Origin of the sequence: Streptomyces asiaticus, from assembly GCF_018138715.1 — a bacterium.
GTDB lineage: Bacteria > Actinomycetota > Actinomycetes > Streptomycetales > Streptomycetaceae > Streptomyces > Streptomyces asiaticus.
In genome coordinates, this window is the sequence record NZ_JAGSHX010000006.1 from 8,638,837 (window position 1) to 8,664,579 (window position 25,743).

Annotated in this window: 21 protein-coding genes and 2 pseudogenes; 15 read left to right on the forward strand and 8 right to left on the reverse strand. The window is 74.9% G+C overall.

Features of this window, described 5'->3' with window-relative positions; genetic code table 11:
• Positions 1-114: 114 nt before the first annotated feature.
• The gene (locus tag KHP12_RS44720) at positions 115-1,191 is read left to right on the forward strand and encodes an enoyl-CoA hydratase/isomerase family protein (RefSeq protein WP_086885703.1); all 1,077 of its coding nucleotides are present in this window, start codon (positions 115-117) and stop codon (positions 1,189-1,191) included.
• 78 nt (positions 1,192-1,269) lie between these two features.
• A pseudogene (locus tag KHP12_RS44725) lies at positions 1,270-1,362 on the forward strand (30S ribosomal protein S18); the annotation flags it as partial.
• A gap of 4 nt (positions 1,363-1,366) precedes the next feature.
• Here KHP12_RS44725 and KHP12_RS44730 read toward each other — a convergent pair.
• The 5 genes from KHP12_RS44730 to KHP12_RS44750 form a co-directional block, all read right to left on the reverse strand.
• Positions 1,367-2,758 carry an MFS transporter gene (locus KHP12_RS44730; protein ID WP_210608984.1) on the reverse strand — a complete coding sequence of 464 codons (1,392 nt, stop codon included), beginning with the start codon at positions 2,756-2,758 and terminating at the stop codon, positions 1,367-1,369.
• 123 nt (positions 2,759-2,881) lie between these two features.
• Positions 2,882-4,393 carry a mannitol dehydrogenase family protein gene (locus KHP12_RS44735; RefSeq protein ID WP_210608983.1) on the reverse strand — a complete coding sequence of 504 codons (1,512 nt, stop codon included), beginning with the start codon at positions 4,391-4,393 and terminating at the stop codon, positions 2,882-2,884.
• A gap of 5 nt (positions 4,394-4,398) precedes the next feature.
• Positions 4,399-5,622 carry a D-mannonate dehydratase ManD gene (manD, locus tag KHP12_RS44740; RefSeq protein WP_308017022.1) on the reverse strand — a complete coding sequence of 408 codons (1,224 nt, stop codon included), beginning with the start codon at positions 5,620-5,622 and terminating at the stop codon, positions 4,399-4,401.
• A complete protein-coding gene (locus KHP12_RS44745) occupies positions 5,619-6,620 on the reverse strand; it encodes a 2-hydroxyacid dehydrogenase (protein ID WP_086886595.1) in 1,002 nt (333 codons plus the stop codon). Before KHP12_RS44745 ends, manD begins: the two co-directional genes overlap by 4 nt.
• Positions 6,617-7,678 (reverse strand): LacI family DNA-binding transcriptional regulator, encoded by a 1,062-nt coding sequence (locus tag KHP12_RS44750; RefSeq protein WP_211834546.1) that lies wholly within the window; start codon positions 7,676-7,678, stop codon positions 6,617-6,619. Before KHP12_RS44750 ends, KHP12_RS44745 begins: the two co-directional genes overlap by 4 nt.
• Positions 7,679-7,912: 234 nt before the next feature.
• Between KHP12_RS44750 and KHP12_RS44755 the strand changes: the two genes are divergently transcribed.
• A complete protein-coding gene (locus KHP12_RS44755) occupies positions 7,913-8,926 on the forward strand; it encodes a cation diffusion facilitator family transporter (protein WP_211834547.1) in 1,014 nt (337 codons plus the stop codon).
• A 25-nt stretch (positions 8,927-8,951) separates the two neighbouring features.
• Here KHP12_RS44755 and KHP12_RS44760 read toward each other — a convergent pair whose 3' ends face one another.
• Positions 8,952-9,311, reverse strand: coding sequence for an ArsR/SmtB family transcription factor (locus KHP12_RS44760; protein WP_037947629.1), 360 nt, complete (start codon positions 9,309-9,311; stop codon positions 8,952-8,954).
• A 161-nt stretch (positions 9,312-9,472) separates the two neighbouring features.
• On the opposite strand from KHP12_RS44760, the gene KHP12_RS44765 reads away from it, so the two are divergent.
• The 12 genes from KHP12_RS44765 (at position 9,473) to KHP12_RS44820 (ending at position 23,619) form a co-directional block, all read left to right on the forward strand.
• Positions 9,473-10,738 carry an APC family permease gene (locus tag KHP12_RS44765; RefSeq protein ID WP_086886295.1) on the forward strand — a complete coding sequence of 422 codons (1,266 nt, stop codon included), beginning with the start codon at positions 9,473-9,475 and terminating at the stop codon, positions 10,736-10,738.
• 228 nt (positions 10,739-10,966) lie between these two features.
• Positions 10,967-12,352, forward strand: a complete 1,386-nt coding sequence (locus KHP12_RS44770) for an MFS transporter (RefSeq protein ID WP_086886294.1) — start codon at positions 10,967-10,969, stop codon at positions 12,350-12,352.
• Between the two features lie 93 nt (positions 12,353-12,445).
• Entirely contained in the window at positions 12,446-13,417 is a 972-nt protein-coding gene (locus KHP12_RS44775) for an NAD-dependent epimerase/dehydratase family protein (protein ID WP_211834548.1), read from the forward strand.
• A gap of 65 nt (positions 13,418-13,482) precedes the next feature.
• Complete coding sequence (locus KHP12_RS44780; protein ID WP_210608980.1) at positions 13,483-15,159, forward strand: carbamoyltransferase family protein; 1,677 nt, start codon at positions 13,483-13,485, stop codon at positions 15,157-15,159.
• 87 nt (positions 15,160-15,246) lie between these two features.
• The gene (locus tag KHP12_RS44785; RefSeq protein WP_086879369.1) at positions 15,247-16,293 is read left to right on the forward strand and encodes a glycosyltransferase family 2 protein; all 1,047 of its coding nucleotides are present in this window, start codon (positions 15,247-15,249) and stop codon (positions 16,291-16,293) included.
• 166 nt (positions 16,294-16,459) lie between these two features.
• Entirely contained in the window at positions 16,460-16,975 is a 516-nt protein-coding gene (locus KHP12_RS44790; protein WP_308017023.1) for a D-glycero-alpha-D-manno-heptose-1,7-bisphosphate 7-phosphatase, read from the forward strand.
• Positions 16,972-18,108 carry a glycosyltransferase family 9 protein gene (locus KHP12_RS44795; RefSeq protein ID WP_086879367.1) on the forward strand — a complete coding sequence of 379 codons (1,137 nt, stop codon included), beginning with the start codon at positions 16,972-16,974 and terminating at the stop codon, positions 18,106-18,108. The genes KHP12_RS44790 and KHP12_RS44795 overlap by 4 nt, the downstream gene beginning before the upstream one ends.
• Complete coding sequence (locus tag KHP12_RS44800) at positions 18,105-19,070, forward strand: glycosyltransferase (protein ID WP_086879366.1); 966 nt, start codon at positions 18,105-18,107, stop codon at positions 19,068-19,070. The genes KHP12_RS44795 and KHP12_RS44800 overlap by 4 nt, the downstream gene beginning before the upstream one ends.
• A complete protein-coding gene (locus tag KHP12_RS44805; RefSeq protein WP_086879365.1) occupies positions 19,067-20,311 on the forward strand; it encodes a glycosyltransferase in 1,245 nt (414 codons plus the stop codon). Before KHP12_RS44800 ends, KHP12_RS44805 begins: the two co-directional genes overlap by 4 nt.
• Positions 20,308-21,054 carry an SIS domain-containing protein gene (locus KHP12_RS44810; RefSeq protein WP_086879364.1) on the forward strand — a complete coding sequence of 249 codons (747 nt, stop codon included), beginning with the start codon at positions 20,308-20,310 and terminating at the stop codon, positions 21,052-21,054. Before KHP12_RS44805 ends, KHP12_RS44810 begins: the two co-directional genes overlap by 4 nt.
• A 43-nt stretch (positions 21,055-21,097) precedes the next feature.
• On the forward strand, positions 21,098-22,555 hold the full coding sequence (gene rfaE2 / locus KHP12_RS44815) for a D-glycero-beta-D-manno-heptose 1-phosphate adenylyltransferase (RefSeq protein WP_210608979.1): 1,458 nt from the start codon (positions 21,098-21,100) through the stop codon (positions 22,553-22,555).
• Complete coding sequence (locus KHP12_RS44820) at positions 22,552-23,619, forward strand: glycosyltransferase family 9 protein (protein WP_210608978.1); 1,068 nt, start codon at positions 22,552-22,554, stop codon at positions 23,617-23,619. Before rfaE2 ends, KHP12_RS44820 begins: the two co-directional genes overlap by 4 nt.
• Before the next feature lie 127 nt (positions 23,620-23,746).
• Here KHP12_RS44820 and KHP12_RS44825 read toward each other — a convergent pair.
• Together KHP12_RS44825 and KHP12_RS44830 are read right to left on the reverse strand one after the other, a co-directional pair.
• Positions 23,747-24,702, reverse strand: a pseudogene (locus KHP12_RS44825) (glycosyltransferase family 2 protein).
• Positions 24,692-25,609, reverse strand: a complete 918-nt coding sequence (locus KHP12_RS44830; RefSeq protein ID WP_211834549.1) for a glycosyltransferase family 2 protein — start codon at positions 25,607-25,609, stop codon at positions 24,692-24,694. The pseudogene KHP12_RS44825 and the gene KHP12_RS44830 overlap by 11 nt, the downstream one beginning before the upstream one ends.
• Positions 25,610-25,743: the final 134 nt, after the last annotated feature.

A 25,743-nucleotide genomic window follows, 5' to 3' on the forward strand; every position in this document is an offset into this window, starting at 1 on the left:
GCGTGGCTGTGGCGAGCCGAGGGCCCGTTGAGAGGATCGGCGGTGATGGGTCGGCGGTGACGTGAGCGCCGTTGATCCGCGAACGCACCAGACGCCGGAAGGAACGAACACCTCGTGACCGACTCCGTGACCGATCGCGTGACCGACGACGACGCCGTGCTGACGCGCGTCGAGGGCCGCGCCGGACATCTCACCCTCAACCGGCCCCGCGCCCTCAACTCCCTCACCCATCCGATGGTGACCCGGATCGCCGAGGCCCTCACCGCCTGGGAGCGGGACCCTGCCGTCGAGACCGTGGTGATCGACGGGGCGGGGGAGCGCGGGCTGTGCGCGGGCGGCGACATCCGCCTGATCCACCAGGACGTGACCTCGGGCGGCGGCGCGGCCTCGCGGGCGTTCTGGCGCGACGAGTACAGGCTCAACGTCCGGATCGCCCGCTACCCCAAGCCGTATGTGGCCCTGATGGACGGCATCGTGATGGGCGGCGGCGTCGGGGTCTCGGCCCACGGCGGTGTGCGGATCGTCACCGAGCGCTCGCGGGTGGCCATGCCCGAGACCACGATCGGCTTCGTACCGGACGTCGGCGGCACCCATCTGCTGGCCCGCGCACCGGGCGAACTGGGTACGCACCTGGCGCTCACGGGAGCGTCGGTGGGCGCCGCCGACGCCCTGCGCTGCGGACTGGCCGACCATGTCGTCCCCTCCGGGCAACTGCCCGCGCTGACCCGGGACCTGGCCGTGGAGCCGGTGGCGGACGTCCTGCCCCGGTACGCCGTCGAGGCCCCGGCCGGAACCCTGGACGGCCGGCGGGAGTGGATCGACCACTGCTATGCGGCGGACACCGTCGAGGAGATCGTGGACCGGCTGATGGCCGTCGGCGAACCGGCCGCCAAGGAGACCGCCGAGACCCTCCTCGCCAAGTCCCCCACCGCGCTGAAGGTCACGCTGGCCGCCGTCCGCGGGGCCCGGGCGCTCGGCTCGCTGGAGCGCGTCATGGAGCAGGAGTACCGCGTCTCCTGCGCCGCCCTGTCCCGCCCGGACCTCATCGAGGGCATCCGCGCCCAGGTGATCGACAAGGACCGCCGCCCGCGCTGGACCCCGGCGGCTCTCGCCGAGGTCACGGACGCGGAGGTGGCCGGTTTCTTCGTACCGCCCGTCGACGGTGATCTTCGCCTCGGCGACGCTCCGTAGCCGGCCGCCTGTCGGCGCCGGCAGAGGGGCTGTCGGCGCCGACGGTTGAAATAGTGTGCCAAGCAGCACATCAGCGGGGTGACCCGCGTGAGCGCGCGGCAGCAGCGCCGACCGGCCCGTGCGATCAAGAACGCGCGGGAGACGGCGCTGCTGCCCTGCGGATCGTGCTAGCGCCTCACCGGCGCACCGGCTCGGTGCTGTCGGCCGCGGTGTTCAGATCGCGGTCGAGGGTCTCCGGGGACATCCGGGTGGCGATGAGGCTGACCGCCGTGACCAGCGACATATAGACGGCGACCGGTATCCAGGAGCCGGAGAACGCGGTGAGGAGCGCGCTACAGATCAGTGGCGCGACCCCGCCGCCGATCAGCGAGGAGAACTCCCGGCCCAGCGTGACGCCCGCGTAGCGGTAGCGCTTGCCGAACAGTTCGGGGAAGTAGCTCATCTGGACGCCGACCGAGCCGTGGCAGGCCAGGATGAAGCCGATGACGATGGCCACGGTGATCGCCACGTGTGAGCCGGTGTTCAGCGCGATGAAGGTCGGGGCGGGCAGCAGCACCAGCGCGGCGGCGATGGTGGAGTAGACCGGGCGCCGCCCGAGGCGGTCGGAGAGCGTGCCGAAGCAGATGGCCGCGAGGCCGCCGCACAGGGCCCCGATCAGCAGCACCTGGGGAACGAAGTCCTTGTCGACGCCGACGCTGGACACCAGGTAGGAGGCCATGAAGACCTGGTACGTGTAGGACTGGGTGCTGACGCCGAAGTTCATGAACAGCGCCAGCAGCATGGGCTTCCGGCCGTGCTGGAAGACCTCCTTCACCGGTGAGGCGGGCCGTTCTTGCTGCTCCTTGAGCTCGGTGAAGACCGGGCTCTCGTTGAGCTTGCGGCGCAGCACCAGGGCGATCACGGTCACCAGGAGGCTGCTGCCGAAGATCAGCCGCCAGCCCCAGCTCATCAGGGCGTCGTCGGGCAGGCGTTGGGCGAGGATCCAGGCCACCGCGCCCAGGGCGGTGCCCAGCGCGGCGCCGGTCATGACGAGGGAGGACAGTCTGCCGCGGCGTCCGGGGGCGGCCGTCTCGGTGAGCAGGGTGGCGCCGCCGGACTGCTCGGCCCCGGCCCCGAAGCCCTGCCCCATACGGCAGATGAGCAGCAGGATCGGGGCGAGCAGCCCGGCCTCGTTGTAGGTGGGCAGCAGTCCGATGGCGAGGGTGGAGCCGCCCATCAGGAGCAGGGTCGCCACCAGCACCCACTTGCGGCCGAGGCGGTCGCCGAAGCGGGAGAAGAAGAGCCCGCCGAGCGGGCGGGCGGCGAAGCCCACGGCGTAGGTGCTGAAGCTGGCCAGGATGCCCACGGACGGTGAGGCGTTGGGGAAGAACAGATCACTGAAGATCAGCGCCGATGCGGTGCCGTAGATGACGAAGTCGTACTGCTCGAGCGCGGTGCCGATGAGACCGGCCAGGGCGGCGCGGCGTACCGCGCGGGGGTCGGCGGGTGGTTCGGCGGGGGTGGAAGGGTCGGGGGAGGTGGCCGGCGACGGGGGGCGCGCCGTGGCGGGGGTGGGGTTGCTGTCCATGATCCATGCCTCCTTGAACGGATCGACGCAGCGGAGCGGTGGAGGGGAGGGCAGGCGAAAGGGGACAGAGGAACGGGGGAAGTGGGGAGACAACGGGGGACGTGGGGGGACAGGGGACGGGGTTCAGGGGTGGGCGGGGGTCCGTAGGGTCCCGGCGGCGTCGGCTGCCGCGGCGGCGGGGCCGTGGCGGACGATGAGGTCGATCAGCTCGGAGACCCGGGCGGCGAAGTCCGGGTGGTCTCTCAGTCCGTCGCCGAGCAGCCCGCTGTCCAGGACGGCCGCGACGAAGGGCGGCCCGGAGGCGGTGGCGCTCCGCCCGGCGATGGTGGCGAGCGTCTCCCGGGCCGGGTCCGCCATCGCGGTGGCGTGGGGGCCGGGGGAGAAGCCGGGGCGCGGTGCCACGCAGCACAGATACGCGGCGACGGTGAGCGCGAGATGGTGGGGCATGCGTCCGGCCCGCAGGTGGAACAGGGCGGGTTCGGGGACTCGTTGGCGCAGTTTGACCGAGCCGTCGGAGCCGACCTGCCGGGTGCGGTGGCCCAGGGCGGTGTTGGCCCAGCGGTCGAAGAGCTGTCCGATGTAGTGGTCGGGGTCGATGTCGGTGGGCACGGTGAGGGTCGGCAGATAGTCGTCGTGGAGCACCGCGCGGGCGGCTTCGGCGATGAACGGCCGGGCGGTGGCGTCCGGGATGGTCTCCCGTCCGTCCAGCGCGCCGAGGTAGGCGATGAGGGAGTGGGTGCCGTTGAGCAGGCGCAGCTTCAGCAGTTCGTAGGGTTCGACGTCGTCGGTGAAGAGCGCCCCGCCGGTTTCCCAGTGCGGGCGTCCGGCGGCGAAGCGGTCCTCCATGACCCACATGCTGAAGGGTTCGGCCGGTACCGGGACGGTGTCGTGTACGCCGAGGTGGGTGGCGACGGCGTGGCGGTAGGTGTCGGTGGTGGCGGGGACGATCCGGTCGACCATGGAGTTGGGGAAGGTCACGGCGGATTCCAGCCAGGGTGTGAGGTCGTCGCGTTCGGCGGCGGGGAGGGCCTGGGTGAACTCGTGGACGAGTCGCCTGGTCTGGGTGCCGTTGCCGGCGAGGTTGTCGCAGCTGAGCACGGTGACGGGCCGGGCGTGGGTCCGTATGCGGCGCTGGAGGCCGCGGACGATCTGGCCGATGGTGGTCCGTGGCGGCGTAGCGCCGCGCAGGTCGGCCCGGACGGCGGGGGCGTCGAGGTCGAGGCCGCCGGTGCGCGGGGAGAAGGTGTAGCCGTGTTCGGTGACGGTCAGGGTGATGACGGCCGTGGTGGGGGCGGCGAGGGCGTCGAGGAGTTCGGCGGGCTGCTCGGTGGCCACCAGGGCGCCGGTGTGTACGGCGGGGACGGTGACGCGGGTGTCGTCGGGGGAGATCTCCACGACGGCGTAGGCCATCTCCTGGTCGCGCATCGCGCGTGCCACGGTGGCGGAGTGGCTGGCCACGCCGAGGATGCCCCAGGGGCCGTCGGTGTGGCGCAGGGCGGCGGCGGTGTGGACGGCCTGGTGGGCGCGGTGGAAGTTGCCGAGGCCCAGGTGGACGATGCCGGTTTCGGCGGGTGGATGGGGGAGGGTGAGGGCGGCCGCGGGGGTGGTGGCGCGGCGGAGGCGGGGGAGGGGCATGGGTGTCACCAGTCCGTCATCGAGCCGTCGAGTCGTCGCGCGACCGGCAGATAGGCGGGTTCGTAGGGGTGGCGGGCGGCGAGTTCCTGGTCGATCTCGACGCCGATGCCGGGCGCGTCGCCGGGGTGGAGGTGGCCGTCGGCGTAGGACCAGGCGTGCCGGAACACCTCGTGGACCAGGGGTTCGTAGCCCATGTACTCCTGGATGGCGAAGTTGGGGGTGGCCAGGCCGAGGTGGAGTGAGGCGCCGAGGGCGACGGGGGAGATGTCCGAGGGGCCGTGCGGTCCGAGCCGCACCTGCCAGAGGTCGGCGAGGGTGGCGATGCGCCGCAGATGGCTGATGCCGCCCGCGTGGCTCACACAGGTGCGAATGAAGTCGATCAGCTGCTCGGTGATCAGTGTCTGGCACTCCCAGACGGTGTTGAACACCTCGCCGATGGCCAGCGGGACGGTGGTGTGGCGGCGGATGTGCCGCAGCACCTCCTGGTTCTCGGCGGGGGTGACGTCCTCCAGCCAGAAGAGGTCCGCCGGTTCCAGGGCGCGGCCGAGCCGGGCGGCCTCGCCGGGGGTGAGCCGGTGGTGGGTGTCGTGGAGCAGTTTCAGCTCGGGGCCCACGTGTTCGCGGATCCGCGTGAGGACGCGGGGGATGTGGCGGAGGTAGGCGTCGGTGTCCCAGGTCTCCTCGACGGGGGCGGCGCCCCGGCCGGCGGGTTCGTATCCGGTGCCGCTCCTGCTGACGCCGTAGACCAACTCCAGTCCGGGGACGCCGCTTTGGGCCCGTACGGCGCGGAAGCCGCGCTCCCGCCGTACCTCGATGGACTCCAGCAGCTGGGGGAGGTCCCAGCCGGTGGCGTGGGTGTAGGCGAGGACGCGGTCGCGGACCGCGCCGCCCAGCAGCTGGTAGACGGGCTGTCCGGTGGTCTTGCCCTTGATGTCCCACAGCGCGATGTCCACCGCGCCGATGGCGGTCATCGTCACCGGTCCGCGCCGCCAGTAGGCGCCGCGGTAGAGGTACTGCCAGGTGTCCTCGACGCGGGCCGGGTCGCGGCCGATGAGGAGGGGGGCGAGGTGGTCACGGAGGTAGGAGGCGACGGCGAGTTCGCGGCCGTTGAGGGTGGCGTCGCCCCAGCCGGTGACGCCGTCCGCGGTGGTGATTTTGAGGAGGACGAAGTTGCGCCCCGGGCTGGTGACGAGGACGTCGACGTCGGTGATGGTGTCGGTTGCCGTCACGGGGCCACCGCCACCACGTTGTGGAGGGGTTCGCCCGTGGCGAGCCGGCGGATGTTGGCGGTGATGTCGGCGGTGCGGTGGACGAAGGTCTGGCGGGTGAGGCCGGAGGAGTGTGGGGTCATCAGCACGTTGTCCAGCGTGTCGAAGGGGTGCTTGCCGGGGGTGGCGGTGTGGCCGTCGGCCGGGTACCGGTACCAGACGTCGATCGCGGCGCCGCCGATGGTGCGGTCGCTCAGCGCCTGGTACAGCGCGTCCTCGTCCACGACGGGTCCGCGGCCGACGTTGACCAGGACCGCGTCCGGGCGCATCCGGGACAGCTCGGCCGTGCCGATCAGCCCGGTGGTGTCCTCGGTGAGCGGCACGGACACCACCACGGCGTCGCAGCTCTCCAGCAGGGCGTGGAGGTCCTTGACGGTCCCGGCCCACAGCAGTCCGTGGGCGGCCGCGTCCACGTCCCCGCGCCGGGTGACGGCGATGCCCCGCGCGCCGAACGCCTGGAACAGCCGCCAGCAGCGGGCCCCGATGTGTCCGAAGCCGATGAACCCGACGGTGGCGGTGGTCAGGTCCTCCGCCCAGGGTGCCCGTGGGTCATGGGCGGGGGAGTCCCAGTGTGCTTCCCGGCGCAGTGCGGTGTGCTGGCGCAGAAAGCCACGGCGCATCAGGATCGTGGTGGACACGGTGTATTCGGCGATGGCGTTCTCGTGGTGGTAGGTGTTGGCCACCCGGGTGCCCGGGGCCAGCGCGGCGGTGTCGATGTTGTCCGTTCCGGCTCCGGCGGCGTGGACCAGCCGGAGCCGGGTGGCGGCCGCGGCCATGGTGGCGGTGCACCGGCCCGAGACGAGGACGTCCGCGTCCGTCATGGCGGCTTCGACCGCCTCGGTGTGCCGGGGGTCGGGCCAGTGGACGACCGTGCCGTGGGGGAGGGCGGCCTCGAATTCGGTGCGCAGCGGGGCGAGGTTGGGGTCGGCGACCACCACGGTCAGGGGGTCGGCGGTCATGAGGCGTCCTTGGTGGCGGGGCCGGTGGGCGCGGTGGCCGTGGCGGGCCGGTGCCGGGGGGTGCGGGTGGTGGCGGGGCCGGTGGAGTCGCGCACGATGAGCTGCGTGGACAGTCGGTGGGTACGCGGGATCTGCCGTTCGCCCGCGAGGACCTGCCCCAGCATCTGGAGGCTGAGCGCCCCGGCGCGGGCCATGGGCACGGCGACGCTGGTCAGGGACGGCTGGGACACCTCGGCGAAGGGGATGTCGTCGAACCCGATGACGCTGAGGTCTCCGGGCACGGTCAGCCCCAGCGCCCGGGCGCCGGTCAGCACGCCGAACGCCATCAGGTCGTTGTGGGCGATGACGGCGGAGGCGCCCGAGGCCATGACACTCGCGGCGGCGGCGGTGCCGCCCGCCACCGTCTCGGACTGCCAGCCGAGCAACTCCAGCTCCAGTCCGGCGCGTCCGGTCTCGGCGCGGATGAGGTCGACGCGGTGGGCGTTGGACCAGGAGCGCCGCATGCCCTGGACGTAGGCGATCCGCCGGTGTCCGAGGGCGGCGAGGTACTCCACGGCCTGGCGCATCCCGTGGGCGGCGTCGGCGAGCACACAGTCGGTGCCGGACGTTTCGCGGTTGACCAGCACGGTGGGGGTGCGGCCGCAGATGTCGAGCACATCGTCCGCGTCCAGCCGTGGGGAGCACACGACCAGGCCGTCCGCCCGCTCCCGCAGATGTGTGAGGACCTCGCGCTCACGGTCCGGGTCGAGGTCGGTGTCGGCGAGGACGACGGTCTGCCTGTGGTGCCGGCACTCGCCCTGTGCGGCCTTGACGAAGGCTCCGAAGACGGGGTTGGCGATATCGGGGACGACGAGCGCGACGGTGGCGGTCTCGGCCCGGGCCGCGGTGGCGCTCTCGGCGGTGCGCGCCACGGGTGGTTCGTACCCCAGCTCCTGCGCGACGGTCAGCACCTTGCGCAGGGTCTGGGGGCCGAGCCGGCCGGGGTCGCTGAACGCCCGGGATGCCGTGGACAGCGCGACGTTCGCGCCCTTGGCGACATCGGTCAGGGTGGGGGCCATGGCAGCCCGTTACCGGTGTGACGGGGTGGGGTGGGTGAACGGCATGTGGCATGGTCTTCACCGTTGCGCAACCTTGTCAATGCTTGCCAACACATTGGCAAGGCCGGTCGGCGCCGAAGCTTTCCGCGGCCCGGAGAGGTCTTTCGCGTGCCCGGAGCGAGTCTTTCGCGGTCCGGCGAAGCCTTCCCCGGCCCAACGGGTGCATGCGTGCGCGTGTATGCACATAATGGTGGCATGGAGTCCCATCACCACGGACACCGGCACCACCACCGCCGGCACCAGCTCGCGCATCTGCTGAAACCGCACTCCCACGAGTCGGCGCAGAAGGTCGACTCCGCGCTGGAGTCCTCGGCCGAGGGCATGCGTGCCCTGTGGCTGTCCCTCGCCGTCCTCGGCGCCACCGCGGTCCTCCAAGCCGCGGTCGTCGTGCTGTCCGGCTCGGTGGCGCTGCTGGGCGACACCGTTCACAACGCCGCCGACGCGCTGACCGCGCTGCCGCTCGGCGTGGCGTTCGTCCTGGGACGCCGCGCGGCGGACCGCCGGTTCACCTACGGCTACGGCCGGGCCGAGGACCTGGCCGGGATCGTCATCGTCCTGACCATCGCCGCCTCGGCGGCCCTGGCCGCGTACGAGGCCGTGGAGCGGCTGCTGCACCCGCGCGCCATGTCCCATCCGGGCGTCGTCGCGGTCGCGGCGGCCCTCGGCTTCATCGGCAACGAATGGGTGGCCCGCCACCGGATCCGGGTCGGGCGCCGGATCGGCTCCGCGGCCCTGGTCGCCGACGGACTGCACGCCCGCACCGACGGCTTCACCTCCCTGGCCGTGCTGCTGGGCGCGGGCGGCGCGGCGCTCGGCCGGCAGCTCGCGGACCCGATCGTCGGCCTGGCCATCACCGCCGCCATCCTGCTCGTCCTCAAGGACGCCGCCCGCGAGGTGTTCCGGCGGCTGATGGACTCCGTCGACCCGGCGGTGATCGACGCGGGCGAGGCCGCCCTGCGCGAGGTCCCCGGAGTGCTCGGGGTGACCGAACTCCGGATGCGCTGGATCGGCCACCGGCTGCGTGCCGAGGTCACGGTCGAGGTGGACGGCGGCCTGGAACTGCGGGCGGCGCACGATGTGGCGGTCGGGGCCGAACACGCCCTCCTCCACGCGGTGCCCCGGCTGACCGCCGCCCTGGTGCACACCGATCCGGCCCCCGGGCCGGGTGCGGAGGACCCGCATCGCCTGCTGGCCCACCACGCCGTGTGAGCGCCACCTGGAGACGGATGGGGGCTCAGTCGTGCGGCGGGGCCCCGGTGACCATGTGGTCCGCGTGGTTGACGGCCTCGGTGACCAGCCGGCGCAGATGGCCGTCGTGAAGGGAGTACACCGAGCGGCGGCCCTCCTTGCGCACCTGGACCAGCCCGGCCAGCCGGAGCTTGGCCAGATGCTGGCTGACCGCCGGGCGGGCCGCGCCGCTGGCCTCGGTGAGGGTGTTGACATCGGCCTCGCCCCGGGCGAGGGACCACACCAGATGCAGCCGGGTCGGGTCGGACAGCAGCGAGAAGACATTGGCGGCCGTGGCGAACTGCGCCGCGCCGCTGGGATGCGTATGCGACCGGGTCGCAGGTGAGGAGGGTTCGCTGACCGGCATGCCCCCATCGTAGAGCGGCGGGCAAGGGGCGGACCCCGCTCGGCCGGTGGTCGAATCCGCGCACCATACTGGAGCACATGCGCTACGCCGTCTGCTGGCAGCTTCCGCTGCCGCGCGCCCTCGGATCCGTCGCCGCCTCATACCCGGGCCGGGGCTGAGCGATGGGGGACACGGCGAACACCCCTGCCGGACCGGGGGAGTTGCGGCGGCGCCTCGGGGTCTTCGACGCGGTCGTGGTCGGCCTGGGGTCGATGATCGGCGCGGGCATCTTCGGGGCGCTGGGGCCCGCGGCGCGGGAGGCGGGGACGGGGCTGCTGCTCGGCCTGGTGGCCGCCGGAGTGGTGGCGTACTGCAACGCCACCTCCTCCGCGCGGCTGGCCGCCCGCTATCCGCAGTCGGGCGGCACCTATGTCTACGGCCGTGAGCGGCTGGGCGACTTCTGGGGGTATCTGGCCGGCTGGGGGTTCGTGGTCGGCAAGACCGCCTCCTGCGCGGCGATGGCCCTGACCGTCGGCTCCTATGTCTGGCCCGCCCAGGCACACGCGGTCGCGGTGGCGGCCGTGGTGGCGCTGACCGCCGTCAACTACGTGGGCGTGCACAAGGCCGCCTGGCTGACCCGGGCGATCGTGGCCGTCGTGCTCGCGGTCCTGGCCGCCGTGGTCGTCGCCCTCCTCGCCTCCGGCGAGGCGGACGCCGCACGGCTGGAGATCGGCGGCGACGCCACCCTCGGCGGGGTGCTGCGCGCGGGCGGCCTGCTGTTCTTCGCCTTCGCCGGCTACGCCCGTATCGCCACCCTCGGCGAGGAGGTCCGCGACCCGGCGCGGACCATCCCCCGCGCCATCCCCCTCGCGCTCGGCATCACCCTGGCCGTCTACGCGGCGGTCGCGGTCGCCGTGCTGACCGTGCTGGGCAGCGGCGGGCTGGGCGCGGCGGGCGCCCCGCTGGCCGACGCCGTGCGCGCCGCCGGGCTCCCGGGGCTGGCGCCGGTGGTGCGGGCGGGAGCCGCGGTGGCCGCGCTGGGGTCGCTGCTGGCGCTGATCCTGGGCGTCTCCCGGACCACCCTGGCCATGGCCCGCGACCGGCACCTTCCGCCCGCGCTGGCCGCGGTACACCCCCGGTTCGCGGTGCCGCACCGCGCCGAACTGGCCGTGGGCGCGGTGGTGGCGGTCCTGGCGGCGACGGCGGATCTGCGCGGCGCGATCGGGTTCTCCTCGTTCGGGGTGCTGGCCTACTACGCGGTGGCCAACGCCTCCGCCTGGACCCTCACCCCGGCCGAGGGCCGCCCACCGCGGATCGTGCCGGGGCTCGGCCTGGCCGGCTGTCTGCTGCTGGCCTTCGCGCTGCCCGTCTCCTCGGTGGTCTCCGGCGCGGCGGTGCTGGCCCTGGGCGCCGCGGCCTACGGGGTGCGGCGCGCGAGGGCCGCGTAGCCGATCCCCGCCACTGGGGTGCGCCGGGCCCGGAAGCGTCCCTTCCAGCCGCTCTGAGCAGGTCATATGCCGGTTTGTGAGGAATGCCACCCCGGGTGGATTCCGCGTCCTGGAGAGCCGTCTGTGAGCATGGGTCGTCGCTGACGTACGGCAACCCGTGTCAGCCGGGCCCCGGATACGGGCCCTCTCCACTTCCGCCCCGCACCCGGAAACCGGCCTGACCTCGCCATGACCCCCTCCCTGCCGCCCCGCATACCCAGGCCCCGCTCCCCGGAGCGGGGCACACGCACCCCGTGGCGCAGTCTGCGCCACGGGGCCATGCGGTGGTGGTCGGCGGCGAACCTGGTGTCCAACGTCGGCACCTGGATGCAGTTGACCGTGCAGAACCTGCTGGTGCTGCACATCACCGGCTCCGCCGCCACCACCGGGCTCTCCCTCTCCGTGCAGGCCGCCCCCGGGCTGCTCATGGGGCTGCTCGGCGGAGCGGCGGTGGACGCATGGCCGCGCAAGCTCACGGCGGCCGTCAGCCAGGCGGTGCTGGGCCTCGTCGCCTTCGTCACGGCCGCCCTGGTCGCGTTCGACCTGCTCAACGTGGTCTCGCTGATGGTGCTCGCCGCGGTGACCGGTCTCGTCGCCACCGTGGACGCGCCCGCCTGCGCCCTGCTCGGCAACGATCTGGTGCCGCCCGACGACGTCCCCTCGGCGATCGCCCTGGGCTCCGTCGTCAGCAGCGCCGGCCGGCTCATCGGCGTGGCCTGCGCGGGTGTCGCGGTGGGCACGCTCGGTACCGCGGCCGCCTACGCCGTCAACGGGCTGTCGTTCCTGTGTGTCGCGGCCGTCATCCCCTTCCTGCGCCCCCACCCGGGCGCGGCCACCGCCGCGGGCCCGCCCGCCGCCGCGGGCCCGCCCGCCGCGCGCCTGGACCGGCTCTCCGGTGCCGGTGCCCGCGACGGGCTGGGCTTCTTCGTGAAGCGGCCGCGTCTGGTCGCCCTCACCGTGATCACGGCGGTGAGTGCCGTCTTCGGCCGGAACTACGGACTGACCCTGGCGGTCCTGGTCACCGGCCCGCTGGCCGGGAGCTCCGAGGACTTCGGGACCGTGGCCACCGTCCTGGCCGTGGGCGGGATCGCGGGCGCGGTCCTCGCGGGGCGGATGCAGCGGCCGTCGGTGCGGATGGTGGGCGCGCTCGCCGCCGCCGGGGCACTGCTCCAGGCGCTGGCCGGGCTGTCGCCGGGGCTGATCCCGCTGCTGGTGCTGGTGGCCCCGATGGCGGTGGCCGAGTCGGTCTCCGACACGGCCGGTACCACGGTGCTCCAGACCGACCCGCCGCCCGGGATGCGCGGCCGGGTGCTCGGCGTGTGGCGCACCGCGGAGACCGGCTGGGGCCTGGCCGGTCCGCCCCTGCTGGGCCTGCTCATGGAGTGGGCGGGGCCGCGCGGCGCCCTGGTGACCGGTGGGCTGATCATCGCGGCGGTCATCGGCGCGGGCACGCTGGTGCACGCCCGCCGCACCGCTTCCCGCCGCACGCCCGCCACCGTCGTTCCCGTCGAGCCCGCCGCCGCGGAACGGGCTGCCGCGCCGGTGTCGCACGAACCCCTTTCCCCTATCGGTTGACCCGGTAGGGGGAGGAACGGGGGGATGTGCCCTGATTGCCTCCTTTCGTCGCGGGTACTGGGGTGGGGCCCAACGCGAAGGAAGGGAGGGGCCATGGAGCGATCCGACTCCGTCGTCCCCGTCCGTACCTGGTCGCACGCCGTGGTCACCGGGGGAGCCGGATTCGTCGGTTCACATCTGTGCGCGGCGCTTCTCGACCAGGGCACGGCCGTGACCTGTGTGGACGATTTCTGCACCGGAACCCCGGACAACGTGGCCCACCTGATGGACCGGCCCGGCTTCACCCTTCAGCATGCCGATGTCACCGAGGGGTTCGAGGTGAAGCGGCCCGCCGATCTCGTCCTGCACTTCGCGTCCCCCGCCTCCCCGGCCGACTATCTGCGGCTGCCGCTGCACACCCTGGAGACGGGCAGCCTCGGCACCCGCAACGCACTGGCCCTGGCCCGCCGCCACGAGGCGCGCTTCGTGCTGGCCTCCACCTCGGAGGCGTACGGCGACCCGCAGCAGCATCCGCAGAACGAGCGCTACTGGGGCAATGTCAACCCGGTCGGACCGCGCAGCGTCTACGACGAGGCCAAGCGCTTCGGCGAGGCCCTGACCTGCGCCGAGGCCGGGACGAACGGCACGGATGCCGGCATTGTGCGGCTGTTCAACACCTACGGGCCGCGCATGCGCGGACACGACGGACGGGCCGTGCCCACCTTCATCCGGCAGGCGCTGGCCGATGAGCCCCTCACGGTCACCGGCGACGGCAGCCAGACGCGCTCGCTCGCCTACATCGACGACACCGTGCGCGGCATCCTCGCCATGGCCGGATCCGACCTCCTCGGCCCGGTCAACATCGGCAACGCGGACGAGATCACCATGCTGGACCTCGCCCACAAGATCATCGAACTGGCCGGTTCGCGCTCCGCCGTCGCGTTCATCGACCGGCCCACCGACGACCCCGCCGTCCGCTGCCCGGACATCACCCTCGCCCGCGGCAAGCTCCAGTGGGCACCGGCCGTCCCCGCCGACGAGGGGCTGGCCCGCACCATCGACTGGTTCCGCCGCCAGGCCGCCTGACGCCCTCGCCCAACCGCCTTCACGCCCCCTTCCGCCGCGGCCCCGGGCCGCCGAAAGGTCCGCCCATGCGCATCCTCGGCATCAACGCCCTCTTCCACGACCCGGCCGCCGCCCTGGTCGTCGACGGCCGTACCGTCGCCGCCGCCGAGGAGGAGCGGTTCTCCCGGCGCAAACACGGCAAACGGCCGGTGCCGTTTTCCGCCTGGGAGCTCCCGGAGAAGGCGGCGGCCTGGTGCCTGGAGCAGGCAGGGCTGCGCCCGGAGGACCTGGACGCCGTCGCCTACTCCTTCGACCCCGCCCTCGCCCGCCCCGCCGCGTCCATGGGCCTGGACGACCCCTGGGACCACCTGCGGCTCACCTACGCCCGCGAGGCCCCCGGCTTCCTGCGCACCGCCCTGCCCGGACTGGACCCCGACGCCGTGCGGTTCGTCCCCCACCACATGGCGCACGCCGCCTCCAGCGCGCTCGCCGCGCCCGGCGCCGACACCAGCTCCGTCCTCGTCCTCGACGGACGCGGGGAGGCCACCTCGCATCTCGCGGCGCGCCGCGTCGGCGACCGGCTGGAGCCGCTCCACGGCCAGGAGCTGCCCCACTCCCTGGGGCTGGTCTACGAGGAACTCACCGAGCACCTGGGCTTCCTGCGCTCCAGCGACGAGTACAAGGTGATGGCCCTCGCCTCCTACGGCACTCCGCGGATGCTGGACGAGCTGCGGCGGTTTGTGTACGCCACCGGCGACGGCGGTTTCCACGCCACCGGGGTGCCCTGGGACGGGCTGTGCCCCCCGCTGCGCCCCGGCCAGGCGTGGTCGCAGTCGCACGCCGATCTCGCGGCGAGCGCCCAGGCGTGTCTGGAGGAGATACTGCTGGACCTGGTGCGCTGGCTGCACGGACGCACCCATGACCGGGTGCTGACCCTGGCCGGGGGAGTGGCGCTGAACTGCGTGGCCAACTCCCGTATCGCCCGCGAGGGCCCGTTCGACCGGGTCTGGGTCCAGCCCGCCGCCGGGGACGCGGGCACCGCGCTCGGCGGCGCCCTGCACTTGAGCGCACAGGGCGGCGACCGGCCCGAGCCGATGGCCGGGGCCGACCTCGGGCGCCGCTGGTCGGACGCCGAGCTGGAGGCGTGGCTGAAGACGGCCGCGGTGCCCTACGAACGCCCGGCCGATGTGGCCGAGACGGTGGCCGAGGCGCTCGCGGACGACGCGATCGTCGCCTGGTTCCAGGGGCGCTCCGAGTACGGGCCCCGGGCGCTGGGCCACCGCTCGCTGCTGGCCCACCCCGGCCGTTCGGGAAACCTCGAGCGGCTCAACGACGTCAAGGGGCGGGAGCAGTTCCGGCCGGTCGCCCCGATGGTGCGCGCCGAGCGCGCGGCCGAGATCTTCGACGGCCCGCTGCCCAGCCCGTACATGCTCTTCGTGCACGAGGTCGCGCCGGAGTGGCGGGACCGTATCCCGGCCGTGGTGCACGTGGACGGCACGGCCCGCATCCAGACCGTCGATTCCGCCGACGAACCGCTGGTGGCCCGCCTGCTGAGCGCGTTCGAACGCCGCACCGGGCTGCCGGTGGTCGTCAACACCAGCCTCAACACCTCGGGCCGGCCGATGGTCGACGATCCGCGTGACGCCCTGGAGTGCTTCGGCTCCGCCCCCGTCGACCTGCTGGCGATCGGGCCGTTCGTGATCCGCCGTGGCGCCTTCTTCGCGGGCGGCCGTCCGGACACGGCCGCGCCCGAGGGGGCCTGACGCCGGGGCACGTACCGCATATGAGCCGCACCGGCCCGTGCCCATCGCACATGACCGCACCGACCCCCGCCATGGGAGGAGCCAGGTATGACGGACACCGGAGAGCGGACCGGCGGACCCGAGTACGCCGTGGTCATCCCGACGCTGGGCCGCCCCAGTCTCTCCGTGACCCTGCGGGCGCTCGCCGACGCCAAGGGTCCCGCGCCCCGGCGGGTCGTCCTCGTCGACGACCGGCCGCTGGAGGACTGCACCCCGCTGCCCGCCGACATCCCCACCGAGCTCGCCCCCCTGGTGGAGACCGCGCCCGGCTGCGCCGCCGGGCCCGCCGCCGCGCGCAACATCGGCTGGCGGGCCGCCCCCGAGCCCTGGACGGTCTTCCTCGACGACGATGTGGTCCCCGGCCCCACCTGGGCGGACGACCTCGCCGCCGATCTGGCGGCGGCCGGTCCCGGCACCGGCGGGGTCCAGGCGCGGATCACCGTTCCGCTGCCGGAGGACCGCAGGCCCACCGACTGGGAGCGCACCACCGCGGGGCTGGCCTCCGCCCGCTGGATCACCGCCGACATGGCGTACCGGAGGGCCGCGCTGGCCGCGGTGGGCGGCTTCGACGAGCGGTTTCCGCGCGCCTTCCGCGAGGACGCCGACCTGGCGCTGCGGGTCATGGCCGCCGGGTGGCGGCTGGAGCGGGGATCGCGGAGCACGGTCCATCCGGTGCGCCCGGCGAACCGCTGGGTGTCGGTGCGCACCCAGGCGGGGAACGCGGACGACGTGCTGATGGCCAAGGTCCACGGCCGCGGCTGGTGGGACCGGGCCGGCGCCCCGCGCGGCCGGCTGCCACGCCATCTGGCCATCGCGGCGGCCGGTGCCGTCGCCCTGACCGGCGCCCTGGCGGGCCGGCGGCGGGCGGCCGCGGCGGGCACGGCGCTGTGGCTGGCCGGAACCGCCGAATTCGCCCTGGCCCGGACCCGGCCCGGGCCGCGCACCCCGGACGAGCTCGCCACGATGGCCGTGACCAGCGCCGTCATCCCGCCCGTGGCCACCGCGCACTGGCTGGCGGGGCTGGTGCGGCACCGCGCGGCCGCCGCGTTCTGGCGGTCGGCGGCCAGGCGCACCAGGACGCTCGGGCATGGGTAGCGCTTGGTCGCGTTTGGTGATGGACCGTCCGGGCTACTCGGTGCCCGTGTTGGCCATATATGCACCAAAGGCACCATTCGTCCCAGGAGGGGTGCCGTGGCTGTTCACCCCGGGTGACCGTCCCGCCCGCCCCCGCGTGCCCGTCCGGCGGGGACTTCCGGGCGCTGTGCTCTTCGACCGGGACGGCACGCTGATCCAGGACGTCCCCTACAACGGCGATCCCGCCCGGGTGCGGCTCATGCCGCACGCCAGGGCCGCGGTCGACGCGGTACGGGAGTGGGGCGTCCCGGTCGGGGTGGTCACCAACCAGTCGGGCGTCGCCCGCGGCCTGCTCACCCCCGGCGCGGTCGAGGCCGTCATGCGGCGGGTCGAGGAGCTGCTGGGACCCTTCGACATCTGGGCGGTGTGCCCCCATGGCCCCGCCGACCGCTGCGGGTGCCGCAAGCCCGCCCCCGGGCTGATCCACGCCGCGTGCGCGGCGCTGGGCACCGATCCGCGCAGGGCCGTCGTCCTCGGCGACATCGGCGCGGACCTGGCGGCGGCCCGCGCGGCGGGCGCCCGAGGCGTCCTCGTCCCCAACGCGGTGACCCGCCCGGAGGAGATCGCGTACGCCGCACGGACCGCACCGGACCTCCTGACGGCCGTACGGGGGCTGCCCGTCAGGGCGGGAGACGCCCCATGAGCGCCCGCCACACCGGTCCGCGCACCCTCGTCGTGCGGCTCGACAGCGCGGGAGACGTGCTGCTGGCCGGGCCCGCCGTACGGGCGGTGGCCGCCGGGTCGGCGTACACCGCGATGCTGTGCGGCCCGCTCGGCGAGCCCGCCGCCCGGATGCTGCCCGGCCTCGACGAGGTGCTGGTCCATGACGCGCCCTGGGTGGGCTTCGAGGCCCCGCCGGTGCGCCGCGAGCTCATCGACGCCCTCGTGGACTGCCTGGCCGCCCGCCGCTTCGACCGCGCGCTGATCCTCTCCTCGTACCACCAGAGCCCGCTGCCCGCCGCACTGCTGCTGAAGCTGGCCGGAATCCCCTGGACCGCCGCCGACAGCGAGCACTATCCCGGCACCCTGCTGGACCTGCGCCACCGGCGCGCGCCCCACCGCCACGAGGCGCGGGCCGCGCTCGACCTGGCCGAGGCGTCCGGCTTCGCCCTCCCGCCCGGCGACGAGGGCGCGCTGGCCCTGACCGCGCTGCCCGACACCGCCCCGCTCACCGGCACCGACCCCTATGTGGTGGTCCACCCCGGAGCCGCCGTGCCCGCCCGCGCCTGGAGCCCCGCGCGGGCCGCCCGGGCGGTGGCCGCGCTGGAGGAGGCCGGCCACCGCGTGGTGGTCACCGGCGGCCCGGCCGAGAAGGAGCTGACGGCCGACATCGCCGACGGCATCGCCCTCGACCTCGGCGGCCGCACCTCCTTCCCCGAACTGGCCGGAGTGCTCGCGGGCGCCGACGTGGTGGTGACCGGAAACACCGGGCCCTCCCATCTGGCCGCCGCCGTCGGCACCCCGGTCGTCTGCCTCTTCGCGCCCGTCGTCCCCGCCGAGCGCTGGGCCCCCTACCGGGTGCCGCACCGGCTGCTGGGCCGCCAGGACGCGGCGTGCGCGGGCAGCCGCGCCCGGGTCTGCCCGGTGCCGGGCCACCCCTGCCTGGACTCCGTCACCGACGCCGAGGTGCTCGCCGCCGTGGCCGCGCTGTCTGAGCCGGACGGGACCGCGCTGACGGCGCCGGACGTGGCCGCGCCGTCTGAGCCGGACGGAGCCGACGTGGCCGCCCCGGCGGCGCCGAACGGAGCCGACGACGACCGTAAGGAGCCCGAATGAACGTCCTCCTGTGGCATGTGCACGGCTCCTGGACCACGGCCTTCGTCCAGGGCCCGCACCGCTGCCTGGTCCCCGTCCTCCCCGGCCGGGGCCCGGACGGACGCGGCCGGGCCCGCACCTACACCTGGCCCGACACGGTCACCGAGGTCACCCCGGAGGAGCTGCGGGACGCCCCCGTGGACCTGGTCGTCCTCCAGCGGCCCCACGAGGCCGAGCTGGCGAGGCGCTGGCTCGGCGGCCGCCGCCCCGGGCGCGATGTGCCCGCCGTCTACCTGGAGCACAACGCGCCGGAGGGAGACGTCCCCGGCACCCGCCACCCCTGCGCCGACCGCGACGACCTCACCCTCGTCCACGTCACCCACTTCAACCGGCTCTTCTGGGACAGCGGCCGCGCCCCCACCACCGTCATCGAGCACGGCATCGTCGACCCCGGCCACCGCTACACCGGGGAGCTGACCCGCGCCGCCGTCGTCGTCAACGAACCGATCCGACGCGGCCGCCACACCGGCACCGATCTGCTGCCCGCCCTCAGCGACGCCGCCCCGCTGGACGTCTTCGGCATGGCGACCGAAGGACTCGCCGACCATCTCGGCCTGCCCCCCGACCGCTGCCGCGCCCACGACCTCCCCCAGGCCGAGCTGCACACCGCCATGGCGCGCCGCCGGGTGTATCTGCACCCCGTGCGCTGGACCTCGCTCGGTCTCTCCCTCCTGGAAGCCATGCACTTGGGGCTGCCCGTCGTCGCCCTGGCCGCCACCGAGGCCGTCGAGGCGGTGCCGGCCGGGGCCGGGGTGCTCTCCACCCGCCCCGACGTCCTCGCCCGCGCGGTCCGCCGCTATCTGCGGGACCCCGACGCCGCCGCCGAGGACGGGGCACGGGCCCGCCGGGCGGCGCTCGACGCCTACGGACTCAAACGCTTCCTGGACGACTGGGAGCGGCTCATGGAGGAGGTGACCCGATGACTCCGCGCCACGGACCGCCCGAGCACCTGGACATCGCACTCGTCTCGGAGCACGCCAGCCCGCTCGCCCCGCTCGGCGGGGTGGACGCCGGCGGCCAGAACGTCCATGTCGCCCGGCTCGCCGCGGCCCTCGCCGACCGTGGCCACCGCGTCCGCGTCTACACCCGCCGCGACGCCCCCCACCTGCCCGTGACCGTCCGCCCGCACCCGGGCGTCGAGGTGCGGCACGTCCCCGCGGGCCCCGTCCGGCCACTTCCCAAGGACGACCTCCTGCCGTACATGCGGCGGTTCGGCGCCTATCTGGAAAGCGAATGGCGGGGCGCGCCACCCGATCTGGTGCACTCCCACTTCTGGATGTCCGGCGTCGCCTCGCTCCAGGCCACCCGCGCCCTCGGACTGCCGCTCGCGCACACCTACCACGCGCTGGGCACCGTCAAGCGGCGCCACCAGAAGGACGCCGACACCAGCCCTGCCGACCGCGTCCCCTGGGAGACCGCCGTCGGGGAGGGCTGCGACCGGATCGTGGCCACCTGCCGCGACGAGGTCGGCGAACTGGCCGCCATGGGGCTGGACCCCGAGCGGATCACCGTCGTGCCCTGCGGAGTCGACCCGCGGCTGTTCACCCCGGCCGGGCCGGCGGCGCCCCGCCCGGCCCGCCGGGCCCTGCTCGCCCAGATCGGACGGCTCGTACCGCGCAAGGGGGCCGCCGTCTCCATCGCCGCGCTCACCCTGCTGCCGGACGCCGAACTCGTCATCGCCGGAGGACCGCCGTCCGCCCAGCTGAGCGATGACCCCGAGGCACGGCGGCTGCGGCGGCTCGCCGACCGCCTCGGCGTCGCCGACCGGGTCCGGCTCACCGGCGGACTGCCGCCGGAGCGGATGCCCGAACTGCTGCGCGCCGCCGACCTCGTGCTGTGCCCCGCCGACTACGAGCCCTTCGGGATCGTCCCCCTGGAGGCCATGAGCTGCGGAACGCCCGTCGTCGCCTCCGCCGTCGGCGGACAGTGCGACACCGTCGCCGACCCCGGCACCGGCCGGCTCGTCCCGCCCCGCGACCCGGTCGCCCTCGCCGAGGCCGCCGCCGCGCTCCTCGCCCGCCCGGCGGCGCGCGCGGCCTGCGGCGAGGCGGGCCGCCGGCGGGTGCTGACCCGTTACAGCTGGAACCGGGTGGCCGCCGCCACCGAGGCCGTGTACCACGACGTCCTGACCCCGCACCAGGCACCCGTCACGGAGGCGGCATGAGCACCCGCGATCGTCCCCAGTCCCGCCCCCTGCCCCGGGACGCGGGGGTATCGGACACCGGCTCCCGCGCCCGTCGTCCGTCCCCGTCCGGATACGCGCCCGCGGGGACGGACACCGTCGACCGGCTGCGCGCCGCCCACGCCCACTGCCAGTCGCTCCAGGACGCGCTGGTGGCACTGCGCGACCACGGTCTGGAACAGATGGCCGAGTGGGGCCGCCACCTCGCCGCCATCCTCCCCGTCGGCGGCCGGCTGCTGGCCGCGGGCAACGGCGGCAGCGCCGCCCAGGCCCAGCACCTCACCGCCGAACTCGTCGGGCGCTACCAGCGGGAGCGGTCGGCGTACTCGGCCATCGCCCTGCACGCCGACACCTCCGCCGTCACCGCCATCGGCAACGACTACGGCTTCGAGGAGCTGTACGCCCGTCAGGTGGCCGCGCACGGCAGGCCCGGCGATGTGCTGATGCTGATGTCCACCTCCGGCCGCAGCCCCAACCTGCTGGCCGCCGCCGACACCGGCCGGGCCGCCGGACTGTCCGTGTGGGCCATGACCGGCCCCCGGCCCAACCCGCTGGCCTTCCGCGCCGACGATGCCCTGTGCATCGGCTCCGACTCCACCGCCACCGTCCAGGAGGCGCATCTGGTCGCCCTGCATCTGCTGTGCGAGACCTTCGACCACGAGATCGGGGTGGTGGACGGGGCGGTGCCCGCGGACGGGGTGGTGACGCCGTATTCGTCCTCATGAGAGCCGTATCGGTCCTCATGAGGGCCATATCGGAGGTGAGAGCATGACCCCCGCCGCCCCGCGACCGCTCGTCGTCGTCGGAGACGTCCTGCTGGACCAGGACATCGACGGCGAGGCCACCCGCCTGACGCCGGACGCACCGGCACCCGTCATCGATGTGGACGTGGACCGAAGCCGCCCCGGGGGAGCGGGACTCGCCGCCACGCTCGCCGCGCGCCAGGGCCGTGAGGTCGTCCTGGTCACGGCGCTGGGCGACGACACCGCGAGCCAGACCGTGCGGAACGCGCTGACCCCGGGCGTGCGGCTGGTGGAGCTGCCGCTGGAGGGCACTCTTCCGGTCAAGACCCGTATCCGCGCCGGGGGCCGCCCGTTGGTCCGGGTCGATCGCGGCGGCGGCACCCCCGGGAATCCCGGCCCGGACGCTCTCGCCGCGCTCCGGGACGCCCGCGCCGTCCTGGTGGCAGATTACGGCCGCGGCACGGCCGCCGCGCTGCGGCGGCAACTGGGCGCCGCCGCCCGCCGGGTGCCCCTGGTCTGGGATCCGCATCCACGCGGTGAGCAGCCCGTGCCCGGCGCACGGCTCGCCACGCCCAGCGCCGCCGAGGCCCGCGCCCTGCTCGGCTCGGCCCGCCACGCCCTGTCCGGCGACGCAGACTCGCTGCACGCGCACGGCGGCCGGGGCGCCCGCCTCGCCGAACGCTGGCGGGCCGCGGCGGTCGCCGTGACCCTCGGCGAACTCGGCGCGGTGCTGGCCCTCCCGCACCGGGAGAACCCCATGTACGTGCCCGCGCCCCACCTGGCCCAGGGTGACCCCTGCGGTGCCGGTGACTGCTTCGCCGCCACCGCGGCCGGGGCGCTGGCCGACGGGGCGCTCCCGGAGGAGGCGGTGCAGCTCGCCGTCGCCGAGGCGGCCGCGTTCGTCACGGCGGGCGGCGCCGGGAACCCCGCCCTCTGGGATCTCCCGGGCGGCCCCGGGCCCCACCCCACCGAGCTCCGCCGCCCCGCCGACGCCCACGCCCTCGCCGAGGCCGTCCGCGCCCGCGGCGGTACGGTCGTCGCCACCGGCGGCTGCTTCGACCTGCTGCACGCCGGGCACGTCGGGCTGCTACAGAACGCCCGCCGCATCGGCGACTGCCTCATCGTCTGCGTCAACTCCGACGCCTCCGTGGGGCGCCTCAAGGGGCCCGGCAGGCCCATCAACCCGGTGGCCGACCGGATCCGCGTCCTGTCCGGACTCGGCTGTGTGGACGCCGTCGCCGTCTTCGACGAGGACACCCCCGAACCCTTGCTACGGCAGCTGCGCCCCGATGTATGGGTCAAGGGCGGCGACTACAGCGCGGACGCCCTGCCCGAGACGGCCGTACTGCGCGACTGGGGCGGCCGGGCCCTCGTCCTGCCCTACCTGGACGGCCGCTCCACCACCGAACTGGCCCGCCGAGCCGCCCTGGGTCCCCACACCTCCACCCAGCCCGCCACGTCACCCCTCCACCCCCGCCAATGACCGGCCGCCCTGCCGCCGACGGCCCCGGCAGCCCTGACCATCCCGCGTCCGAGACCCCCGGCCGCCCTGCCGCCGACCGCCCGCGGCTGGTGGTCCTACGGGCCCTCGGGCTCGGCGATCTGCTCACCGCCGTGCCCGCCCTGCGCGCGCTGCGGCGGGCCCATCCCGGCCATGAACTGCTGCTCGTCGCGCCCGCCCGGCAGGCCCACGCCGCCCTCGCCACGGGAGCCGTCGACCGGGTGATCCCCGCCTCGGCCCCCGGCCGGGCCGTCCCCGGCCGGATCGACTGGAGCGGGCCGCCGCCCGATGTCGCGGTGGACCTCCACGGCAACGGCCCGGCCAGCCACCGCCCGCTGTCCCGGCTGCGCCCGGCCCGGCTGCTGGCCTACGCCCACCCCCCGGAGCGGACCGCCGGGCCCCCGTGGCGCGAGGACGAGCACGAGCGGGACCGCTGGTGCCGTCTGCTCTCCTGGTACGGCATCCCTGCCGATCCCCAGGACCTGCGCATCCGCGCACCCGAGCGCCCCTCGCCCGCGCCGGGCGCCGTGGTGATCCACCCCGGTGCGGACGCGGCGGCGCGCCGGTGGCCGGCCGCGCGGTTCGCGGCCGTGGGCGCCGCGCTGCGCGCCGCCGGCCACCGGATCGTGATTACCGCCGGCGCCGGGGAGGCCGGCCTGGCCCAGGACGTGGCGCGGCGCGCCGGGCTGCCCGGGTCGGCCGTGCTGGGCGGCGACACCGACCCGCCGTTCGCCGAACTGGCCGCGCTGGTGGGCCAGGCGCGTGCGGTGATCGTCGGCGACACCGGTCTGGCGCATCTGGCGACCGCCGTGGGCACACCGTCCGTCGTCCTCTTCGGCCCGGTTGCCCCCAGGCTGTGGGGCCCGCCGCCCGGCCCGCCGCACCGGGCGCTCTGGCACCCGGACGATGACGCCGCCCGCCCGGGTGACGCCCACGGAAACGTCCCGGACGAGCGGCTGTTGCGGATCACGGTGCCAGAGGTCCTGGAGGCCCTCACCCGGCTCCCCGGCCCCGCGCGGCTCGCGCTCACCGGCGCCGGAGGCTGACCCCGCACCCAACCACTGGCTATGAGCCCACCACCGGCTCCGTGCCCACCACCGGCTCCGTGCCCGCGCCCGTAAGGCGTTCACCGGGTGGCGGGCGACGCTCGGCCGGGTACCCGGGCCCCTGCGGTCACCCCACATAGCGCCGGGCCGTGGACACCCGCTGGGTCTCGTCCAGCAGGCGCAGCCCTCGCTCGACCCGGTTCGGTACCACGGCCCGGTGGGCGAGTGTGCCGGGCAGGCCTGCCAGGGCCTGGGCGAAGGCGTGCAGGCTGGCCCGGTCGCGGGGGACCGCGCGGGCCAGGAAGAGGGTGCGGCGGGCGGCGGAGGTGAGGGGCGGCGCTGCCAGGTGAACCACAGGGTGTTCCGCAGACCACGCACCCGCCGGGCCGTGGTGTCGCGGGCGTCCGACGGCGCGTGGTGGATGACCGGCCCGGGCGCGAAAACCAGCCACCAGCCGAGGGCCGCGAGATCGGCGGCGAGCAGTTCCTCCTCGCCGCCGAGCCACAGCCGGGGCGAAAACCCGCCCACCGAACGGAAGGCGGCGGTGCGCACGCAGGTCGCGGCGGCGAGGACGGAGCCCAGCGCCGGGCCCGGCAGCCACCGTGGGCCCGGCACCGGCGAGGAGCGCAGCTCCGCCACGATGGGGTCCTCGGTGCCCTCGGGCTCGACGAGGATCCGGGCCGTCACCGACGCCAGCCCCGGATGGCGGTCCAGCAGGTCCGCGGCCGCCGCCAGGGACCCCGGCGCCCACCAGGAGTCGTCGTCGCAGAAGGCGACGTAGGGCGTCAGCACCTGCCGTACGGCCACGTTCCGGCCCACGGCGCCGAGGTTGCGGCCGGGGCGCAACAGCGTCACCCGCGGATGGAGCCGGGCCACCGCCTCGGCGGTGCCGTCCGTGGACCCGTTGTCGGTGACGATCACGGGCGGCCGCTCAGGGAGTTCGGCCAGCCGGTCCAGGGTGTGCAGCAGTTCGTCCCGACGGTCGCGGGTGATGATGACGACCGTCGTGCGGCCGTCGGCGTTCCCTTCGCCCTGGTCCTGGTCCTGGTCCTGGTCCTGGTTCTGGTCCTGGTCATCGGTCATGGGCGCCCTGCCTCTCCTCCCGTCGGGGTTCGTCGTCCATCCGCTGCCCGTCCACGCGCCGGGCGGCCTCCTCGACCCACGGCGGCAGCGCCCGGCGCTGCCACAGCGCGGCCGGCAGCCGGGCGAGCAGACCGCCCAGCGCGGCCCGCGCGACCGGGTCCCGCCCGGCCTCGGTGAGCAGCCCGGCGGTGCGCCGGGCGGCGAGCGGCAGCGGGCGGCGCAGCCAGCAGCCGATCAGCTCGTTGCGCCGCATCACGGCGGTGCGGCCCGTGCGCGGTGCGGGGGCCGGATGGTGGTGGGCGACCACCTCGGGGCAGTACGAGACGCCCCAGCCCATCGCGGCGAGGTCATAGGCGAGCAGCGTCTCCTCGCCGCCGAAGAAGATCAGCGGATGGAAGCCGCCCGCCTCCAGGAAGGCGTCGCGGCGCACCACGGCCCCGCAGGCGAGGAAGCCGAACACCTCGGGGCCGGGAAGGTCCTCGGCCCGCCCCGCGGGGGAGGCGGCCAACAGGGCGTTGAGCGGATCGGGCCGCTCCTCCGGGCCGACCCGCACCTGGGCCGCCAGCAGTCCCAGCCGCGAATGGGCGTTCAGCAGGGTGGCCGCCCGCGCCAGGGCGCCTGGCCGCCACCAGGAGTCGTCGTCGCTGAAGGCCACATAGGGTGTGCCGATGGCGCGTACGCCGTCGTTGCGTGCGAGCGCGCCGCGGTTGGCCCTGTGCGCCAGGACCCGAACCCGGGGAAAACGCTCGGCGACCATGGCCCGGGTGTGGTCCGTCGAGCCGTTGTCCACGACCAGGACCGGTGGCCGCTCCGGCAGGGCGGTGAGGTGTTCCAGGGCGGTGGCGAGTCCTTCGGCGCGGTCGCGGGTGGCGAGGACCACGCCGACGGCGGGGCCCGGCGCGTTCATGGCCCTCAGGTACCCGGCGCCCCGGCCGCTATGCGAGACGCCGCGCCGGGCTCCTATGCGATGCGCACCCGGCCGTCCATACCGGCGCGCCGCCGTCAAGGGTGATGTATGTCACGTTCGACACCGTCGTTCCG

Coding starts and splice junctions, on each gene's coding strand:
- rfaE2 (WP_210608979.1), top strand. CDS start 21,098: ATGACCCCCGCCGCCCCGCGACCGCTCGTCGTCGTCGGAGACGTCCTG.
- KHP12_RS44780 (WP_210608980.1), top strand. CDS start 13,483: ATGCGCATCCTCGGCATCAACGCCCTCTTCCACGACCCGGCCGCCGCC.
- KHP12_RS44760 (WP_037947629.1), bottom strand. CDS start 9,311: ATGCCGGTCAGCGAACCCTCCTCACCTGCGACCCGGTCGCATACGCAT.
- KHP12_RS44820 (WP_210608978.1), top strand. CDS start 22,552: ATGACCGGCCGCCCTGCCGCCGACGGCCCCGGCAGCCCTGACCATCCC.
- KHP12_RS44795 (WP_086879367.1), top strand. CDS start 16,972: ATGAGCGCCCGCCACACCGGTCCGCGCACCCTCGTCGTGCGGCTCGAC.
- KHP12_RS44735 (WP_210608983.1), bottom strand. CDS start 4,393: ATGCCCCTCCCCCGCCTCCGCCGCGCCACCACCCCCGCGGCCGCCCTC.
- KHP12_RS44770 (WP_086886294.1), top strand. CDS start 10,967: ATGACCCCCTCCCTGCCGCCCCGCATACCCAGGCCCCGCTCCCCGGAG.
- KHP12_RS44765 (WP_086886295.1), top strand. CDS start 9,473: ATGGGGGACACGGCGAACACCCCTGCCGGACCGGGGGAGTTGCGGCGG.
- KHP12_RS44755 (WP_211834547.1), top strand. CDS start 7,913: ATGGAGTCCCATCACCACGGACACCGGCACCACCACCGCCGGCACCAG.
- KHP12_RS44800 (WP_086879366.1), top strand. CDS start 18,105: ATGAACGTCCTCCTGTGGCATGTGCACGGCTCCTGGACCACGGCCTTC.
- KHP12_RS44745 (WP_086886595.1), bottom strand. CDS start 6,620: ATGACCGCCGACCCCCTGACCGTGGTGGTCGCCGACCCCAACCTCGCC.
- KHP12_RS44785 (WP_086879369.1), top strand. CDS start 15,247: ATGACGGACACCGGAGAGCGGACCGGCGGACCCGAGTACGCCGTGGTC.
- KHP12_RS44810 (WP_086879364.1), top strand. CDS start 20,308: ATGAGCACCCGCGATCGTCCCCAGTCCCGCCCCCTGCCCCGGGACGCG.
- KHP12_RS44830 (WP_211834549.1), bottom strand. CDS start 25,609: ATGAACGCGCCGGGCCCCGCCGTCGGCGTGGTCCTCGCCACCCGCGAC.
- KHP12_RS44730 (WP_210608984.1), bottom strand. CDS start 2,758: ATGGACAGCAACCCCACCCCCGCCACGGCGCGCCCCCCGTCGCCGGCC.
- KHP12_RS44775 (WP_211834548.1), top strand. CDS start 12,446: ATGGAGCGATCCGACTCCGTCGTCCCCGTCCGTACCTGGTCGCACGCC.
- KHP12_RS44750 (WP_211834546.1), bottom strand. CDS start 7,678: ATGGCCCCCACCCTGACCGATGTCGCCAAGGGCGCGAACGTCGCGCTG.
- KHP12_RS44805 (WP_086879365.1), top strand. CDS start 19,067: ATGACTCCGCGCCACGGACCGCCCGAGCACCTGGACATCGCACTCGTC.